This window comes from Priestia sp. RMT2NF4, assembly GCF_047872835.1.
Classification (GTDB): domain Bacteria; phylum Bacillota; class Bacilli; order Bacillales; family Bacillaceae_H; genus Priestia; species Priestia zanthoxyli.
The window spans coordinates 25,833-43,964 of record NZ_JBLQZO010000005.1 but is presented as its reverse complement, the minus strand read 5'-3'; the positions used below and the strand labels follow the sequence as shown (position 1 = coordinate 43,964).

The window sequence follows — 18,132 nt, the reverse complement described above, 5'->3', positions numbered from 1 at the left end:
TGATTAATGGTTCGTTTTTCACTTCAACTACACTACTTTTGTCCCGCCTTCATACTTTTTCAGTAAACTCCGTATACAAAAGCTTTGGCACTTCGTGTTCAAGCTCTAAAATAACTGTGATTGGCTTTTCACCATGATACTCGACCGTGTTTCCTTTTCCAATATAGATGAACGGCTCGGTCTTACCGTCAATTTCACGGTATTTTCGTATAAATAAGTGTAGATGAATGCCTCTGTCTTTATTAAAAATAATATTCTTTCCTCGCTCAGACGTCTGTGCCGTACTGTTTGGTGTTTGCCAGTGGAACGTACGCTTATCAATGAACTTGTCCTGATAGTTAATACTTTCTTTAATATCTTCTTCCTTATGAAGATCAATAAATAAAAAGAACTCTTTTTCATTTACTAACAAGCCAGAACCACGGAATGAGCTATGCGTTTTACGATAGTTTGATAACAATGCGGGGTCCATCATGGTATATTGTTCATACAGTTTTAAATGTGGAATTCCATAATCTTCTTTTCCAAACTCTTTTTCATAGCGGAAAATTCCATAATCAATCGCGTCCTTAATGAACTGCTTAAACTGTGTATTATCCAGCACATTGGTAAAGCGCTCTGTTTTTACCGCTTCTTCTCCAGTAAACTCAATTAGCTTGAGCTTTGAACGAAGTTGACCGCTGTCGTAGTAGTCTTGATTTAACACTTCAAATGCGTGTTGTACTGAATCTTCTTCAACGTTATCTACATATTTTAAAACTTCTTGCTTCGCCTGGGACAATGAAATGTGATTGTGATTTAATAAATATTTTAAAATAACAAACTCGTAAACTCTCTTGATTGGCAGCTTGCTAGATAGCTCTTTTAGTGCACTTTCAAAGTCTTTATGCAATAAAAGTAATCTGAGCTGGTCGTCTTTTTCAGTCTTCGCTACAAACTGAAGATACGACTTTTCTTTATTAATAAACTTGATTGGATCTGGTGCTCCGTCAAATGTTAAATAATCCAACAAATAATAAGGAATTCTTCCTTGGTTTAGCTTTTTAAATTCATTGTATTCTTCTTTCAAATATTTCATGGAATTAAAGTTTTCATGATCAATTTGAGCTAAAATGCGATCGCGAGAAATCTCATCCATTTGAATATGCGTTGCCCCTGGAATACTTGGAAACCCTGTTGCGATGGCAACTTTTAAGCTTTCTTTATCGTAATAGCGGCTGCCGTTTAGCGCGAGCGCAATTAAAAAAACTTTGCTATGGTTTCCTATAAAGTCGAGCACTGTTAGAAATGATTTACTCTCATGCTTACGCAAGCCGCGACCTAACTGCTGTATAAATACAATAGGAGAGTTCGTTGGGCGAAGCATTAACACCGAATTTACTGATGGTATGTCGACACCTTCATTAAAAATATCAACAGAAAAAATAACTTCTAGTTCATCGTCCTCGTTTTCTAAACGCTCTATATATGCTTGACGATAAGGAATCGAGTGACTCCCATGTAAAACCTCACTTTTATAGCCTCGCTTATTGAACTCTTCTGCCATATACTCTGCATGCTCAACGCTTGCGCAGAATCCGAGCGCTTTACGCTTTAGACCATCATGACCATAAAACTCCATTTTTTCAATAATAAAATCAACGCGCTCATTTACTTTTAAACGCTTGGTAACCTCTGTAATATCATCAATATCTATATCGCTTAAATCTACACCTTTAATATCTGTGATACCAAAGTAATGAAACGGCACCACCAATTGATCTTCCAACGCTTCATGAAGTCTCACTTCAATTCCAACATTATTATCAAACAGATCAAATACGTTCATGCTGTCACTTCGCTCCGGTGTAGCTGTCATTCCTAGCATAAAGACTGGGGTGAAATACTCCATTATCCTTTGATAAGATGGGCTCGTTGCGTGATGGGCTTCATCATAAATAATATAATCAAATTGGTCTCGATCGAATTCACTGTAATATTTCGTTAGTGTTTGAATCGTCGCAAATATGTAATCTGCCTCTTTATCCTTTGAATTCCCTGTCAAAAGACCAAAAGTCATCGATTCATTAACAAACAGTATTTCAAATGTTTCTTTTGCTTTTTTTAAAATCTCTTCTCTATGCACAATAAAAAGCAGCCTTTTGGGTTTAACTTTCTGAACGTCAAAAGCTGACATATACGTTTTCCCTGTACCCGTAGCCGCAATTACAAGCGCTTTTGTTTCGCCAAAGCTACGCAAGCGTCTCAAGTTTTCCATCGCTCGCTGCTGCATTTTATTCGGGACAATATAGTTACTTCGTTCGAATACCTGCTGAGGCTTGTACGATCCTTCTTTTAACGTACCTAAAAATTTCTCGTACTCCGTCAAAAACTCGCTCGTCGCATCATCACTGATCTCCCACAAATACTCATATTCCTTTAGTACATCTTGAACAAAAGGAGACTCACCCTTTGACACAACTTCCACATTCCACTCAATATTGCTTTTTAAAGCGCTTTGCGTTATATTCGCGGAACCTATAATCACTTTATAATCGTTTTCATACTCAAAAATATAAACCTTCGTATGAAACCCCTTCTCTTCGACTTCACTAAACACTTTAAGGTCAATATGATCAAAGTTCTTAATTTTCTCTAATGCCTTCACTTCTGTAAAATTCAGATAAGTTGATGTAATAATACGCCCTTCCACGCCTCGACTAGCCGCTTCCTTCAAAGGATCTAAAAGAAGCTGAAGTCCGCTAAAATTAATAAAAGCCACACTAAAATAAAAGCTTTTACACTGTTTTAAAGACGTTACAAGCTCATGCAAGAGACTGGTGTTTTTTGAATTGACTAGTAACCGATTATTCATTGACTCCACCTTTTTCCATTAAACTGTTAGTTTTAGTTTAGAGGTTCGGAAAGAAGGGATCAATAGGGTTGGTTAATTAAAAAAATGTCAAAGTTAGACTTAGAGATCTTTTTAATACTTTTTATTTATGGTATGGTTTTCCGTCAAAACAAAATGTCTTGTTCCCTTGCACTTTTCGTTCCATACCATTAAAGTATATATTGGTTGAAGTTTATACTAGCATTCAACCCGATAAAAGAAATTACACTTTTTAATTTTGGGAAGATGTTTTCCCTAAAAGAAAGGGTTTAGATATAAGATGAAAGATAATTTTTGGCATGAGTTGCCGCGTCCGTTTTTTATTTTGGCACCGATGGAAGCTGTGACGGATGTCGTTTTTCGCCATGTTGTGACTGAAGCAGCACGACCTGACGTATTTTTTACAGAGTTTACGAATACGGAAAGCTACTGCCATCCGAAAGGAAAAGATAGCGTAAAAGGACGTTTGACGTTTACAGATGATGAACAGCCAATCGTTGCGCACATTTGGGGAGACAAGCCTGAATACTTCCGTCAAATGAGTATCGGTATGGCCGAAATGGGCTTTCGGGGCATTGATATTAATATGGGTTGTCCTGTGCAGAACGTTGCAGGAAACGGAAAAGGTTCTGGTTTGATTCGCCGTCCAGATACTGCGGCTGAGATTATCCAAGCAGCCAAAGCTGGAGGGCTTCCAGTAAGCGTAAAGACTCGTCTTGGCTATACGCAAGTTGATGAGTGGTACGACTGGCTGAAGCACATTTTAGAACAGGATATCGTGAACCTTTCTATTCACCTTCGTACGAAAAAAGAAATGAGCGATGTTGACGCGCACTGGGAGTTAATTCCGGAGATTAAGAAGCTTCGTGACGAAATCGCTCCTCATACGCTACTAACAATTAACGGTGATATTCCTGACCGCCAGAAAGGTCTTGAACTTGCGGAGAAGTACGGCGTTGATGGAATTATGATTGGACGCGGAATTTTCCATAATCCGTTTGCGTTTGAAAAAGAAAAGAAAGAGCACACAAGCGAAGAACTATTAGAACTTCTTCGCCTGCAGCTAGACCTTCATGACAAATATTCTGAAGAACTAGAGCCGCGCCCTTTCAAACCGCTTCGACGCTTTTTCAAAATTTACGTTCGTGGATTCCGCGGTGCAAGTGAATTAAGAAATCTACTCATGAGCACGGAAACGACTGATGAAGTGCGTGCATTGCTTGATGAGTTTAAAGACAGAGCTGGAGTGAAAGAAGACGAAGGTTTTTCTGTTTCTTAAATAAGAGCTCGTTTGCTTAAACTCAATTGTTCTAACATTTTATCGGAGAGAAGAACCTCTTGTTCTTTTTTATAGACGTTTGCTATTTATCCACATATGATAAAAGCTGAGGCAGAAGGTTCTACATTTCCTTCTGCCTCAGCTTTTGATGAAAAAATATCCACACGTTCTATTTATGATAAGGTTCATTTCGAATAATACGAAAAGCTCGGTAAATTTGTTCTACTAATACTAGGCGCATAAGCTGATGAGGAAAGGTCATTTTTGAAAAAGAAAGAGCTGCGTTTGAACGTTTCATTACTTCGCTGCTTAAGCCAAGCGATCCGCCAATGACAAACGCTACTTTACTTTTTCCGTAAGTAGCTAATGAATCGATTTCTTTTGCCAGTTCCTCGGAAGATTTTTGTTTTCCGTTGATAGCTAATGCGATCACGTGAGTATCATCTGAGATTTTCGCTAAGATGCGTTCTCCTTCTTTTTGTTTCACCTGTTCCATTTCAGATTCACTTAAGTTTTCGGGCGCTTTTTCATCTGCAAGCTCAATAATTTCTACTTTTGCATAACTTGATAAACGCTTTAAATATTCTTCAATGCCTTGTTTTAAGTATTTTTCTTTTAACTTCCCAATGGTTATAATAGAGATATTCACAGGCTATTCTCCTCTCCTTTATCCCTTATCCACAGATATTATCCACATATCCACATGTCATATCCACATTTTGTATAAGAATATTAGTTCCCTACTACATATACAGCTTCATTGTCACAATATTCGCAGCTTTTTTTGTCAGTTGAATTTTCTATTTTTTCAAAAACCGGTGCTAGCTCAATCTCATCTACCATTACATCCAGCGCTAGTTCCGTGTGTTCTAAACAGCAATATATCTTCATGTATTTATCTTCCTTTCTCTATTCTTTTCATTAAAAAACCACAGGAGTTTATCCCCTGTGGATAACTTTTCTTTTACTTCATTTGACGAGTTAATTTTACTTCTGTGGATTTCTTTTTGCCATCACGATAGAACGTTACATTCATTTTATCGCCAATTTCTTTTTCAATGTAGAGGTGTTTGCGAAGTGTCGCAATATCCCTTACTTTGCTGTGATCTAGCTCAACAATCACATCATATTCCTTCAACCCAGCTTTAGCGGCTGGCGAACCTGGCTCGACTTTTAGAACAGCGACTCCGTTTACTACATCATGCGGTAACTTAAGGGTTTCTTTTAAATGATACCCTGATACCTCACTTAATGATAGTGTACTAACTCCAAGATACGGACGTCTAACTTCACCATATCGTTCTAAGTCATTAATAATGGGCCTAGCCATGTTAATTGGTATTGCAAGACCAATGCCTTCAACTGCTTCTTGGGCAATTTTCATGGAATTAATGCCTATTAATTCACCATCAATATTAACAAGAGCACCCCCGCTATTGCCAGGGTTAATTGCGGCATCTGTTTGAATGACTTCTGATTGCCAATCAGGATTTCCATCGCCATTCAAATCTTGAGGAATGACACGGTTAACTCCTGAGACAACTCCTTGTGTAACGGATCCAGAAAATTGAAGGCCTAGCGGGTTTCCGATAGCAATCACTGGTTCACCAGCTTTAAGCTTATCAGAATTTCCGAAGGTAGCCACTTTTGTCACGTGACCTGCATCAATTTCAAGAACTGCTAAGTCCATTAAATCATCGCTGCCAAGAATTTTAGCTGATACCCTTGTACCGTTACTGAAGCTCACTTCAATTTCGTTAGCGCCTTTAATGACATGATAGTTTGTCACAATATAAGCTTTATTGCCTTGCTTTTTGTAAATAACACCTGAGCCCGTCCCGGCATCAGTTCGTTCATCATTCCAAAAGCTTTCAGAGTTCTGAATGTTTACAACTCCTACAACTGCTGCATTGGCTTCGGAAACGGCTTTGGTGACGGCCGTAGTAACGTCAAGAGATACTGACTTTTGTATCGTAGACCCTGTTTGTTCATCTCCGTTTTCATCATTCATCCATCCGTATGGCAAAATCCCGTTCCTCACCAAGGCTGGCATAAGAAGCAGTACAATAAGTGCACCTATAATAGCTCCAATCAGAGCAGAAGCGAAATATCCTCTGCGGCGTTTAGGCGGCCGACTATTCGGCTCTTGGCCTTCATCATAATGTTCCACACTATCACCGAACCCTTCATTTATCATCGTGAATGTCTGCATTCACGTACTAAATGAAGTTATTTTTCGCTTCCTTTCTAGAGACTATACATAAACAATATCAGTCGGTCTTTTTGGATCAGTATCACATAGAAGAATATTGTCCTCTACATTGATGTCTTTTTGTTGTAACACTTGCGCAACCGACATGCGGGCAATTTCCTTCATGTTATTGTCTTGACTCAAATGCGCCAAGTAAATGCGTTTGGTTTGATCTCCGATCACATCTGCCATTGCAAGCGCCGCGTCTTCATTTGATACATGTCCCACGTCGCTTAGAATTCGTCTTTTAATGCTCCAAGGGTAGCGCCCCATTCTCAGCATTTCAACATCATGATTGCTTTCAAATACGTACATATCACTATTTTTAATTGTACCTTTCATGCGGTCACTTACATAGCCGGTATCCGTAATAAGGGTCAATTTTTTAGACCCTTGATGAAAGACATAAAACATAGGCTCTGCAGCATCATGCGAAACGCCAAAAGACTCCACTTCCAATTGACCAAACGATTTCGTTTGGCCAATTTCAAAGTGAAACTTCTGTTCCGTATCAATGTTGCCGATCAAGCCGTCCATTGCGTTCCACGTTTTTTCATTTGCGAAAATAGGGAGCTTATATTTACGTGCCAGAACACCTAGTCCTTTAATATGGTCACTATGTTCGTGAGTCACTAAAATTCCTGATAAATCCGGGATATTGCGATTTACTTGTTGAAAGAGAGCTTCCATTTGTTTTCCGCTCAGCCCTGCATCAACTAGTAAGGAATGTTCTCCATCACTTACTAAAATCGCATTTCCTGTGCTCCCACTCGCTAGCACGCTGAAATGCAGGCTCATTTATCTCACTCCAAATACTTATTTATTTCCTTTTTTAATGATCTGTCCTTCAAAGGCATTTACAAAATAACTTGTATCTCCATTTACAACAATGTGCCAAGTTGGTGCTAAAACTTGAGAATTTAATAACGGCAGATCAAACGTATAGTATCCAAACTCTACGTTTGTTACAGAATCTTTCTTTTTCAATTCATCCTTCAAAAACAAATTTTCCAATGCTTTTAAAGGAGACAAAACATCCTGCTCATCATCCAACGTTTTCACGGAACCTAGCATCGTTTGTTCATATGAAACAATTTCACCTTTGTCATTTAAATGAGCAATGATCATGCCATTTTCATTGTCATAGATTTTGTGCTTTTTATATTGTTGAAAGAATGTAACTGTTTTTTTCTCTTTATTAACGTTCCATAGCTCATAATCTTCACCGGAGAGCACATATCGTTTCAAAAATTGACTTAGCTTTGCTTTTGTATTTTTTTCAGGCACTGAAAAAGGTTTGTCCAATACGCTTCGAATTGTTTTTTCCTCAAGCAGCGTTGCTTTTTGCTCTTTCAGCTTTTTTAAGTCTTCTTCTTTAAACAGCTTACTTTTAGCATTTAACGAAGAAGCTTCTTTCACATCTACAGGTAAATGTTTATATTCAATGCCTTCACTCGTTAATTGTTCTTCCACGCTCGACTCCACAAATAGAGAGTACTGATCTTCTTGATGAGTTTTAAAAATCTGATAGCCTAAGTAAATATTAAGAATCAAGAAAGTGAAAATAAAGATGGTTTTTGTTCTATTCCAATCCATCGTTATCGCCTCCTTCGGTCGGCGGTGCAATTCGATACCATTTGCTATTATAATAATAGAACCAAGAAGGAACGAGTTTGACAGAATTAGAATTAAACTCAACCGTCTTTTCGCCGGTTTTCGGCTGCTGTGACACTTCTTCTAGCTGATAGCCTATTGAAATATCTTTTAACAGATTCGGGTCAAAGTTTTGATGTTTTTCAATTAATTGAATCACCTTTTGAGATGACTGCAGCTTTTCTACACTCGAGTCCTGTACTCTTACAAAACGATAAAGAGGACGACGGTAATTTAAAATCTCCGCATTTCCCCATCTTTGATATATTTCAGTCATTCCCTGATTGCTGTACACTGGATAGTTATCTTTATAATAACGATAGCTAATTTCTTTTGTAATGCGATTCCAGCTGTTGAACCTGTAATTAGATTCTGTCCAGCCGCCGTGGTCATTAACGAAGCTAAAGCTGCGATTTATTAAATTATAATCTTCCATTACCTCGGTCGTGGAATTTACAAGATTCACATATTCCATCACATCTGTCTTCGTATTGACATTGATCACTTTTGTACCTTCAGTGTAGACATCTCGGTTTGTAGACGTTTCTTTCCGTGCATAGTCTGGGTTGTTAAAAAGCGCTTCTTTATATTTTTCAATATCTAAATGCCTCATGCTCGTATAGTAGACTTCACTATTCATCGTAATATTATTTTCCGGAAGGAAGATATACCGATTTTTGTTTTCTTTATATACAAGGCTCGGGGCATACGTACGCTTCATTTTATCTTCTAATTCTTTGATATCATCTTTGGCCAAATTCTTGACTGTAACCGAATAAATCTTTTTTTGCTCATAATTCACAAGATACACGCTCACGAAAAAGGAAGGTGTACGCTTAATTTTAATGAGTACACGGTCAAATGTTTGATTAGGCAAAGACGTTTGAGAAAATGAAAAAAGCTGTTGAAATGTTTTCAAAGGTAGTGCGTCTGGATACAGCACTTCAATAGAATTACTTCCATGGACATAATTTAAAAATCCATCAGGAGAAATAGCATCCGAAACGTCCGTCACATTCGAAAATTTCCACTTTTTCATTTCATTTACCCATTTGTTTACATCATCTTCATCGTGAGACATGTAGTGATTATCGTTTCGATGATAGAGAACTTCTGTTGGAAGAATATGATCTTCTATTTTACTTTTTGAACTAACTTCAACTTCTTGCAAATGTTGATTTTTTGAAATGACCTTATAAGAAGGCTGATACGTCCATATATGATACGTCATAATTAAACTGGAAGCGACGAGAACAACTAAGATGGCCGTTTTGATATGTTCATATCTCATTCCCATTCGTCATCATTCTCACTTTCAATCGGAAGAGTAAAGTAAATCGTTGTTCCTTTTCCTTCCTGACTATCTGCCCAAATGCGTCCATCATGTGCTTCAATAATTTCCTTGGCAATAGCAAGCCCTAATCCTGTTCCGCCTAATTTACGCGTTCGTGCTTTATCTACACGATAGAAGCGTTCGAAAATTTTAGCTAAATTTGATTTTGGAATTCCCATACCTTGGTCTTTAATGCTCACAACAATTTCATGCGTATGCTGAGCAATTGAAAATGTAATGGTTCCGCCTTCAGGTGAATATTTTATTGCATTGGAAATAATGTTATCTAATACTTGTGTAATTTTATCTTGATCAATAGCGACATAGATTGCTTCATTTGGCAAGTCGCGCACGAACGAAATACCTTGTTCAATTGTCATTTCAAAGCGATCAATGATGTAATGATAAAACTTCACAAAATTGATTGGGTCACGACTAAATCGGTAGTCTTGGCTATCTAGCTTAGATAATTGAAGCAAGTCGTTAACGAGACGAATCATTCGCTCTGTCTCCGTTTGCGTTACATTTAAAAATGTTGGAGCTAAGTCCTTATCTTGCCAAGCACCGTCTGCAAGCGCATCTAAATAACTGCGCATCGTTGTTAACGGCGTACGCAATTCATGTGAAACATTCGCTACAAATTCTCGGCGATCTTGATCAATTTTCTCCTGCTCTGTAATGTCATGCAAGACAATGATAATCCCGTTGATAAAACCGGTCTCTTTTTGAATAGCGGAAATGGTAGCTCGTAAAATAAAGGGATCCGATTTTGTACTAAAGTCCAAAATTAATGACTCTTGATTGGCAAGCAAGCTTTCAAACGTATGCGTTTCTTCAAGATCTAATAGGGAAACAACTGGATCAGACAAAACCGTTTCACGTGAAACATTTAGCATAGCTGCGGCTGGATCATTAATTAAAATTACTCTTCCCTTTCGATCCGTCGCAATAACGCCGTCCGTCATATGAGCTAATACCGAACTAAGCTTACGGCGCTCCCCTTCTGTCGTTGCCTGTGCTTCTTGAAGCTTTCTTGTTAAGTTGTTGAATGTGAGAGCTAGCTGACCAATTTCATCATACCCGTACACCTTAGCTTTTCTCGTAAAATTCCCTTTGGCCATCTCAAGTGCTTGTTTTCTCATTTCAGACATTGGACGAGTAATGGTCTGAGCTAAAAACACGCCTAAAATAGCTGTGATAAAAAGAGCAATCACCGTACCTGCCTTAAAGATCTGATTGATATTACTCATTTGATCGTAAACAGGCTCCATGGAAGCTGTTAAGTAAATAGCGCCTAAGATTTCTTCGCTAGACTGAACTTTTCCATTTTTATTAGTTGAACTTGATTGACTGGCACCTACTTTATCCTGTAAACGGATAGGCTGTATCATAACTCTGATTCGCTGCCCGCTTTGATCAACAAATACATTATCAGAGTTCGTTCCTGCTAACAACGCATTTGTAATCGCTAAATCATTAGTCTTTTTACCTATGATCTGTTGAGGATTTGAGTTCGATGTAGCAATGATTCTTCTATTTTGGTCAATGACTCTTACTTCAGAAATGTCATTCATATCATTTGAAGCTAAATTGGGTCTTGAAGCAAAATCTCTTAAAATAGTCTTTAAGTCTTCCTCAAGAGTCGGTGAATCATCATCACGATTTTTCACCATTTCTTGTCCAATGTTATACGTCAGCAAGTCTGTCCGCTCTTGAAGAGACGTTCGAAAGTTGTTAACTAATTCTTTTTCTAATTGTCGTGCAAAATAGACCCCAATAATTTGCATCGCAATTAAAATGAGCAGCACATAAATCAATACAAACTTTAAATGAATAGATTGCAGGAGCCTTACTTTCTTCATCTAAAATTACTCCTGCTCTGGGCTGCGTAAATAATAGCCTACTCCACGTCTTGTTACAATCCACATTGGATGGCTTGGATTATCTTCAATTTTTTCACGTAATCTTCGAACTGTTACATCTACCGTACGCACATCACCAAAATAGTCATAACCCCATACAGTTTGAAGCAAGTGTTCACGCGTCATGACTTGTCCAATGTGCTTCGCTAAATAATGCAGCAGCTCAAATTCACGATGAGTCAGTTCAATCGTTTCTCCGCGCTTAGACACAATATAAGCATCTGGATGAATAACAAGTGCTCCAATCGTAATTTCATTCGTTTCACTTTCTTCTGTTGGAACAGCTACCTGCTGATGTCTACGTAAATTAGCTTTTACACGTGCTAATAATTCACGCGTACTGAACGGCTTAGTTACATAATCATCTGCACCTAATTCTAGACCTAAAACCTTGTCAATTTCAGAGTCTTTTGCTGTTAACATGATAATGGGCATATCATATTTTTTGCGCACTTCTCGGCAAACTTCCATTCCATCTTTCTGAGGAAGCATAATATCTAATAAAATCATTTCAGGCTGTACTTCTTCCACTTTTTCAAGTGCTTCTACGCCATCATAAGCACAAAATACTTCGTAACCTTCTTTTTGCAAATTAAACTTTAAAATATCTGCAATCGGCTTTTCGTCATCTACGACTAAAATACGTTTATCCATGATCATCGTTCTCCTTTATTAGTTGAAGCAAAATATAAAAGATAGTATTCATACTGTTTGAATACCGTAGTTTTATTATACTTGATAACCCTTGAAACGTCACAAGTTCATCCTCTACTATACATGAAGATATATGATTTTCAACCATCTCCAAATACAAAAGTAATATATTACCATAAAAGAGATGCAAAGCAAATAACGTTTTCTTTTAAATGTAAATAAAAGAAAAAAGCATGACTTTAAATAAAGTCATGCTTTTTGATGGCTCGGGACGGAATCGAACCGCCGACACAAGGATTTTCAGTCCTTTGCTCTACCAACTGAGCTACCGAGCCAAAATGGCGGTCCCGACGGGAATCGAACCCGCGATCTCCTGCGTGACAGGCAGGCATGTTAACCGCTACACCACGGGACCTCAGTCTATATGCTATGTATTAAAAATATTAAAAATGACCCGTACGGGATTCGAACCCGTGTTACCGCCGTGAAAGGGCGGTGTCTTAACCGCTTGACCAACGGGCCACGTTGTAACAAAAGTGAGCCATGAAGGACTCGAACCTTCGACCCTCTGATTAAAAGTCAGATGCTCTACCAACTGAGCTAATGGCTCATGTTATATCTCTTAGCGACGCTTATTATAATAACATGATATTTCATATAAATGCAATAGTTTTTTTAAAACTTTCTTTTTATTATTGAGCTTTTTTTAAAAGTCTTGTTAAAAAAGCACCAATTATAAATAAAAAAGGTTAGCTCACGAAGAGCTAACTCTTTTTATTTAGCTATATACACCACGTAATACATTTGTTTGTGTACGATCTGGACCTACAGAGAAAATAGATAAAGGAATACCTGTTAATTGAGACACGCGCTCTAAGTAGTGGCGAGCGTTATCAGGTAACTCATCTAATGTTTTCACACCCGTGATATCTTCTGTCCAACCTGGAAGCTCTTCATATACAGGTTCGCATTCTGCAAGTGTTTTTAAGCTAGCAGGGAATTCTTCCATAACTTCCCCTTTATAACGGTAAGCTACACAAATCTTTAATGTCTCAATTCCCGTTAATACATCAATTGAGTTTAAAGATAAGTCTGTGATTCCGCTAACGCGGCGAGCATGACGTACAACTACACTGTCAAACCAACCTACACGGCGAGGACGACCAGTTGTTGTACCATATTCACGTCCTACTTCACGGATTTGATCACCGATTTCGTTTGTTAATTCAGTTGGGAAAGGACCGTCACCAACACGAGTTGTATAGGCTTTTGATACACCTACAACGTGTTTGATTTTAGATGGACCTACACCAGAACCAATTGTTACTCCACCCGCTACTGGGTTTGAAGATGTAACAAATGGATATGTTCCTTGGTCGATATCTAACATAACACCTTGTGCGCCTTCAAATAGTACACGACGTCCTTCGTCTAACGCATCATTTAATACTACTGATGTATCAACAACATATTTTGCAACTTGTTGACCATACTCATAGTACTCATCTAAAATTTCTTCTAATGTAAAGCCTTCTACTTCATACATTTTTTCAAGAAGGCGATTCTTTTCAGCTAAGTTTTGTGTTAATTTTGCTTCAAATACTTCACGGTCTAGTAAATCGGCAATTCGAATACCAACACGTGCTGCTTTATCCATATAAGCTGGTCCAATACCTTTTTTCGTTGTACCAATCTTATTTTCACCTTTACGTTCTTCTTCAACTTCATCTAATTTTAAATGATATGGAAGAATCACATGAGCTCGGTTACTAATACGTAAGTTTTCTGTTGTTACACCGCGATCATGTAAGTATTTTAATTCTTGAACAAGTGCTTTTGGATCAACAACCATACCGTTTCCAATTACACACGTTTTGTCATTATAAAAAATACCTGAAGGAATTAAATGTAACTTATAAGTTTCACCATTAAACTTAATTGTGTGACCTGCATTGTTCCCACCTTGGTAACGTGCAATCACTTCTGCATTTTCTGATAGGAAGTCTGTAATCTTCCCTTTTCCTTCATCTCCCCATTGTGTTCCTACTACAACGACTGAAGACATATCTTAAGCACCTCCGCTTAGTAAGCAACAGCTCACTACGACATAATTTAACCATGGATAAGTGTATCAATTTATCACACTAAAGTCAATTAAATCCGAACGATTTAACAAAAGTTATTACAAATATATCGTATTTTGCGGAACGAATGCGATAACAATAAAATAAAACCTCTCATATTGAGAGGTTTTATGCACCAGGCGGCACTCCTGCGTCATCAAAGCGCCGCTCGAGATTAACGAATTTATTGTATTCTTTTACAAAGGCAAGCTGTACGGTTCCAACTGGACCGTTACGCTGCTTGGCTATAATAATCTCGATAATATTTTGATTTTCTGTGTCTTTTTCATAATAGTCTTCACGATATAAGAAAGCTACGATATCGGCATCCTGCTCAATACTTCCGGATTCACGAATATCAGACATCATCGGTCGCTTATCTTGTCTCTGCTCTACGCCACGGGAAAGCTGTGATAAGGCGATAACAGGAACTTCTAATTCACGGGCTAAAGCTTTTAACGCACGCGAAATTTCAGATACTTCCTGCTGTCGGTTTTCTCCGCTTCGTCCATTACCTTGAATAAGCTGTAAGTAGTCAATTAAAATCATCCCAAGTCCGCCTTCTTGTTTCAAGCGACGACACTTAGAACGAATTTCACCTACTCGAATACCCGGTGTATCATCAATATAAATCCCTGCATTGGACAAAGATCCCATTGCCATCGTGAGCTTTCCCCAGTCATCGGCTGTAAGCGAGCCTGTACGCAGCCTTTGTGCATCAATATTTCCTTCGGCACACAGCATCCTCATAACAAGCTGCTGAGCACCCATCTCTAAACTGAATATTGCTACGTTCTCATCCGTTTTCGTTGCAACGTTTTGCGCAATATTTAAGGCAAAAGCCGTTTTACCTACCGATGGACGGGCCGCTACAATGATTAAATCATTTCGTTGGAACCCTGCTGTCATTCTATCTAAATCACTAAACCCAGTTGGGATACCTGTAATGTCACCTTTTCGATTGTGAAGAACTTCGATATCATCGTACGTTTGTACAAGTACATCTTTGATATTTTGAAACACACCGCTGTTTTTACGCTGTGCTACTTCTAAAATGTTTTTTTCCGCTTCATTTAATAAAACTTCCACTTCGTCTTCCCTTGCATATCCTTCTGAAGCAATATGCGTTGCAGTACGAATTAGACGGCGTAAAATCGACTTTTCTTCTACGATTTTACCGTAATACTCTACGTTTGCAGCCGTTGGAACAGAGTTAGCTAAATCACTTAAATACGATACGCCGCCAACTTCTTCTAAGATTTTTTGATCAGCTAATTCAGACGTTACCGTTACCAAATCAACCGGTTCACCTTGGTCAGAAAGTTTCAGCATACATGTAAAGATTTTCTGGTGCGATGCCCGGTAAAAATCTTCAGGTATCAGCAGTTCAGATGCTAAGGTTAAAGAAGAAGGCTCTAAGAAAATGGCCCCTAATAGCGCTTGCTCTGCTTCAATATTCTGAGGCGGAAGACGATCAGCAAAAAGATCACTCATATTTCTATGCCCCTCTTATATTCTTTCAGTATTTTCTTTCATCATAAATGTTGGCGCGAACAAATACAAGTCCGCGCCAACCCTTTATATTATTTACTTATTTCTCAATCGTACGTTTATTTTTGTTCAGTCACGTGTACCTTTACAGTAGCCGTTACTTCCGGATGTAATTTAACCGGTACATTTGTGTAGCCTAATGCGCGAATGGCATCATTTAATTCAATTTTACGCTTATCTACTTTAATTTTGTGTTTTTTCTTTAATTCTTCAGCAATTTGTTTGCTTGTGATAGAACCGAATAAACGGCCACCTTCACCAGATTTTGCTGTTAATTCAACTGTCAGTTCTTCAAGAGTTGCTTTTAACTCTTTGTTTGCTTGAAGTTCTGCAGCTGCATCTTTTTGCTCTCTATTTTTTTGTGCTTCTAATACTTTCACATTACCGCCCGTAGCTTCAACAGCATAACCATTTTTTAATAAGAAGTTATGTGCATAACCATCTGAAACATTTTTCACTTCACCTTTTTTGCCTTTTCCTTTTACATCTTTTAAGAAAATTACTTTCATGATTTTTTACCTCCATCTAAGTACTCATCAATTGCTTGTTTAAGCCTTTCTTCAGCTTCATCCAAACTAATGTCTTGAAGCTGAGTAGCAGCATTCGTTAAGTGGCCTCCGCCTTGGAGACTTTCCATAATAACTTGTACATTGATATCTCCAAGCGATCTAGCACTAATGCCAATTAGATTATCCCGTCGCTTAGAAATAACAAACGAAGCAACCACTCCGCTGATTGAAAGCAGCGTATCTGCAGCTTGCGCGATTAACACTTGATCATACATTTTGTTCGGTTCAGCGCGTGAAATGGCAATACCTGCTGTATAAATCTCTGCATGTTCAATAAAGCGTGCTCGCTGTACATATTGCGTAATATCTTCTTTTAAAAACTTTTGAACAAGAACCGTATCTGCGCCTTGAGAACGTAAAAAGGACGCTGCATCAAACGTACGAGATCCCGTGCGTAATGTAAAGCTTTTTGTATCGACAATAATACCGGCTAAAAGTGCTGTTGCTTCTAGCATATCAATTTTAAATCGTTTTGGCTGGTATTCAAGAAGCTCAGTAACGAGTTCTGCTGTCGAGGAAGCATATGGCTCCATATAGACAAGAAGAGGGTCTTCGATAAAGTCTTCTCCTCGTCTATGATGATCAATGACCACGACATTTTCAATACGATTTAATAACCTTTCTTCAATAACGAGCGACGGCTTATGCGTATCTACTACTACTAAAAGAGTATCATCACTCACAAGATTTAAGGCTTCTTCAGGCGTAATAAATCGTTCCCACAGGCCTTCTTTCTTTTTAATCTCTTCTAGCATTCGCTGAACACCTGTATCAATATGATCAGGATCTAATACGATAAAACCGTCTTTCTGATTTACTTGCGCTACTTTTAATATCCCAATAGCAGCTCCTACAGCATCCATATCCGGATACTTATGACCCATGATAATCACTTTTCCACTCTCTGTAATGAGCTCTTTTAACGCGTGAGAAATAACTCTGGCACGCACGCGCGTCCGTTTTTCCATTGGATTAGTCTTGCCGCCAAAGAATTTCACTTTTCCATTCGGCTGTTTAATCGCTACTTGATCTCCACCTCGGCCTAAGGCCAAATCCAAGCTAGATTGAGCTAAAGCACCCAGCTCAGGTAAATCAGCAGCACCAGCTCCGATACCAATGCTCAATGTAAGCGGTATATTTTGTTTAGACGTCTCTTCTCGAACTTGGTCTAAGATAGAAAATTTGCTTCGCTCTAAATGAATTAAGATTTGTTCATTCATAATCGCAATAAATTTCTCAGAAGACGTACGTTTAATAAAAATACCGTATTCTTGAGCCCAACTATTTAACATAGAAGTTACTTGGCTATTCAAGTTACTTTTAACTTGATCATCCATTCCTTGCGTTAGTTCATCATAATTATCTAAAAAGATAATGCCTAAACTTGTTCGTTCTTCCTCATACAATTTTTCGATTTCTATTTGCTCTGTAATATCAAAGAAGTACAGTAAGCGCTCGTCTCGTTTAATCACCACTTTGAATTTCCGATCATGCAACGTGACAACTTCTGTTTCCACTTCTTGTTTGATCAGTGGAATAATACTCTCTGCCACATCGTATAATGATCTTCCCACCAGTGTGTCTTCACCCAGACAAGATGCTAGAAAAGGATTGGTCCATTCAATTTGATATTCATCATTAAATAGCATAATCCCAATCGGCATTTCCATTAATGCCTCTTCGCCTACTTTTTTCAACCGATGAGACAGCATTGAAATATAGGTTTCAAACTCATCGGACAGCATTCGCTCCATTCTCATGTATAGAAAAAGACAGGCTAATAGTAATATAAAGCCTATCATTCCTATGATCCAATTATGATAGGTCACGATACCTACTAAAATCAGGGCTATACTATACAATGAGTAAAATGGATAGCGAATGACGTTCTTTTTTGTAAAGACAGGCATCCATTTCAGCTCCTA

At 38.2% G+C, this 18,132-nt stretch carries 14 protein-coding genes and 4 tRNA genes; 1 reads left to right on the top strand and 17 read right to left on the bottom strand.

All coding sequences use genetic code 11. The features are described 5' to 3' along the window. Positions 1–49 precede the first annotated feature (49 nt). On the bottom strand, positions 50–2,854 hold the full coding sequence (locus ACMX9J_RS19700) for a DEAD/DEAH box helicase (protein WP_033580361.1): 2,805 nt from the start codon (positions 2,852–2,854) through the stop codon (positions 50–52). A gap of 298 nt (positions 2,855–3,152) precedes the next feature. Here ACMX9J_RS19700 and ACMX9J_RS19695 point away from each other — a divergent pair, with 298 nt between their 5' ends. Then, a complete protein-coding gene (locus ACMX9J_RS19695; RefSeq protein WP_014457691.1) occupies positions 3,153–4,151 on the top strand; it encodes a tRNA dihydrouridine synthase in 999 nt (332 codons plus the stop codon). Between the two features lie 169 nt (positions 4,152–4,320). Here ACMX9J_RS19695 and rlmH read toward each other — a convergent pair whose 3' ends face one another. The 16 genes from rlmH to ACMX9J_RS19615 all read right to left on the bottom strand — a co-directional run bounded on the left by rlmH (position 4,321) and on the right by ACMX9J_RS19615 (position 18,117). Further along, positions 4,321–4,800, bottom strand: a complete 480-nt coding sequence (gene rlmH / locus ACMX9J_RS19690; RefSeq protein WP_028411923.1) for a 23S rRNA (pseudouridine(1915)-N(3))-methyltransferase RlmH — start codon at positions 4,798–4,800, stop codon at positions 4,321–4,323. A gap of 83 nt (positions 4,801–4,883) precedes the next feature. Then, entirely contained in the window at positions 4,884–5,042 is a 159-nt protein-coding gene (locus ACMX9J_RS19685; protein WP_013059901.1) for a CxxH/CxxC protein, read from the bottom strand. A gap of 73 nt (positions 5,043–5,115) precedes the next feature. Next, on the bottom strand, positions 5,116–6,348 hold the full coding sequence (locus ACMX9J_RS19680; RefSeq protein WP_033580481.1) for a S1C family serine protease: 1,233 nt from the start codon (positions 6,346–6,348) through the stop codon (positions 5,116–5,118). A 57-nt stretch (positions 6,349–6,405) separates the two neighbouring features. Continuing rightward, on the bottom strand, positions 6,406–7,200 hold the full coding sequence (locus tag ACMX9J_RS19675; RefSeq protein ID WP_014457688.1) for an MBL fold metallo-hydrolase: 795 nt from the start codon (positions 7,198–7,200) through the stop codon (positions 6,406–6,408). A gap of 18 nt (positions 7,201–7,218) precedes the next feature. After that, complete coding sequence (locus ACMX9J_RS19670; protein WP_033580359.1) at positions 7,219–7,998, bottom strand: two-component system regulatory protein YycI; 780 nt, start codon at positions 7,996–7,998, stop codon at positions 7,219–7,221. Further along, positions 7,985–9,352, bottom strand: a complete 1,368-nt coding sequence (locus tag ACMX9J_RS19665) for a YycH family regulatory protein (protein ID WP_028411920.1) — start codon at positions 9,350–9,352, stop codon at positions 7,985–7,987. Before ACMX9J_RS19665 ends, ACMX9J_RS19670 begins: the two co-directional genes overlap by 14 nt. Continuing rightward, positions 9,343–11,250 (bottom strand): cell wall metabolism sensor histidine kinase WalK, encoded by a 1,908-nt coding sequence (walK, locus tag ACMX9J_RS19660; RefSeq protein WP_033580358.1) that lies wholly within the window; start codon positions 11,248–11,250, stop codon positions 9,343–9,345. The genes ACMX9J_RS19665 and walK overlap by 10 nt, the downstream gene beginning before the upstream one ends. A 6-nt stretch (positions 11,251–11,256) precedes the next feature. Next, positions 11,257–11,964: a response regulator YycF gene (gene yycF, locus ACMX9J_RS19655; protein WP_013085552.1), complete on the bottom strand. Its 708-nt coding sequence runs from the start codon at positions 11,962–11,964 to the stop codon at positions 11,257–11,259. Positions 11,965–12,226: 262 nt separating this feature from the next. After that, positions 12,227–12,299: transfer RNA gene (locus ACMX9J_RS19650), tRNA-Phe, on the bottom strand. 4 nt (positions 12,300–12,303) lie between these two features. Beyond that, positions 12,304–12,379 (bottom strand) — tRNA-Asp (locus ACMX9J_RS19645). A gap of 35 nt (positions 12,380–12,414) precedes the next feature. Continuing rightward, a tRNA-Glu gene (locus ACMX9J_RS19640) sits at positions 12,415–12,486 on the bottom strand. 15 nt (positions 12,487–12,501) lie between these two features. Further along, positions 12,502–12,574: transfer RNA gene (locus tag ACMX9J_RS19635), tRNA-Lys, on the bottom strand. A gap of 168 nt (positions 12,575–12,742) precedes the next feature. Then, on the bottom strand, positions 12,743–14,029 hold the full coding sequence (locus tag ACMX9J_RS19630; RefSeq protein WP_013085553.1) for an adenylosuccinate synthase: 1,287 nt from the start codon (positions 14,027–14,029) through the stop codon (positions 12,743–12,745). A gap of 187 nt (positions 14,030–14,216) precedes the next feature. Continuing rightward, positions 14,217–15,581: a replicative DNA helicase gene (gene dnaB, locus ACMX9J_RS19625; protein ID WP_013059909.1), complete on the bottom strand. Its 1,365-nt coding sequence runs from the start codon at positions 15,579–15,581 to the stop codon at positions 14,217–14,219. A gap of 116 nt (positions 15,582–15,697) precedes the next feature. Next, positions 15,698–16,147 (bottom strand): 50S ribosomal protein L9, encoded by a 450-nt coding sequence (gene rplI, locus ACMX9J_RS19620; RefSeq protein ID WP_013059910.1) that lies wholly within the window; start codon positions 16,145–16,147, stop codon positions 15,698–15,700. After that, the gene (locus ACMX9J_RS19615) at positions 16,144–18,117 is read right to left on the bottom strand and encodes a DHH family phosphoesterase (protein WP_025752414.1); all 1,974 of its coding nucleotides are present in this window, start codon (positions 18,115–18,117) and stop codon (positions 16,144–16,146) included. Before ACMX9J_RS19615 ends, rplI begins: the two co-directional genes overlap by 4 nt. Between the last annotated feature and the right edge of the window lie 15 nt (positions 18,118–18,132).

Excerpts from the sequence above, each read along its gene's own strand:
- walK (WP_033580358.1), bottom strand. The coding sequence starts at position 11,250 with ATGAAGAAAGTAAGGCTCCTGCAATCTATTCATTTAAAGTTTGTATTG.
- dnaB (WP_013059909.1), bottom strand. The coding sequence starts at position 15,581 with ATGAGTGATCTTTTTGCTGATCGTCTTCCGCCTCAGAATATTGAAGCA.
- ACMX9J_RS19630 (WP_013085553.1), bottom strand. The coding sequence starts at position 14,029 with ATGTCTTCAGTCGTTGTAGTAGGAACACAATGGGGAGATGAAGGAAAA.
- yycF (WP_013085552.1), bottom strand. The coding sequence starts at position 11,964 with ATGGATAAACGTATTTTAGTCGTAGATGACGAAAAGCCGATTGCAGAT.
- ACMX9J_RS19685 (WP_013059901.1), bottom strand. The coding sequence starts at position 5,042 with ATGAAGATATATTGCTGTTTAGAACACACGGAACTAGCGCTGGATGTA.
- ACMX9J_RS19695 (WP_014457691.1), top strand. The coding sequence starts at position 3,153 with ATGAAAGATAATTTTTGGCATGAGTTGCCGCGTCCGTTTTTTATTTTG.
- rplI (WP_013059910.1), bottom strand. The coding sequence starts at position 16,147 with ATGAAAGTAATTTTCTTAAAAGATGTAAAAGGAAAAGGCAAAAAAGGT.
- ACMX9J_RS19670 (WP_033580359.1), bottom strand. The coding sequence starts at position 7,998 with ATGGATTGGAATAGAACAAAAACCATCTTTATTTTCACTTTCTTGATT.
- ACMX9J_RS19665 (WP_028411920.1), bottom strand. The coding sequence starts at position 9,352 with ATGGGAATGAGATATGAACATATCAAAACGGCCATCTTAGTTGTTCTC.
- ACMX9J_RS19700 (WP_033580361.1), bottom strand. The coding sequence starts at position 2,854 with ATGAATAATCGGTTACTAGTCAATTCAAAAAACACCAGTCTCTTGCAT.
- ACMX9J_RS19675 (WP_014457688.1), bottom strand. The coding sequence starts at position 7,200 with ATGAGCCTGCATTTCAGCGTGCTAGCGAGTGGGAGCACAGGAAATGCG.
- ACMX9J_RS19615 (WP_025752414.1), bottom strand. The coding sequence starts at position 18,117 with ATGCCTGTCTTTACAAAAAAGAACGTCATTCGCTATCCATTTTACTCA.
- ACMX9J_RS19680 (WP_033580481.1), bottom strand. The coding sequence starts at position 6,348 with ATGATAAATGAAGGGTTCGGTGATAGTGTGGAACATTATGATGAAGGC.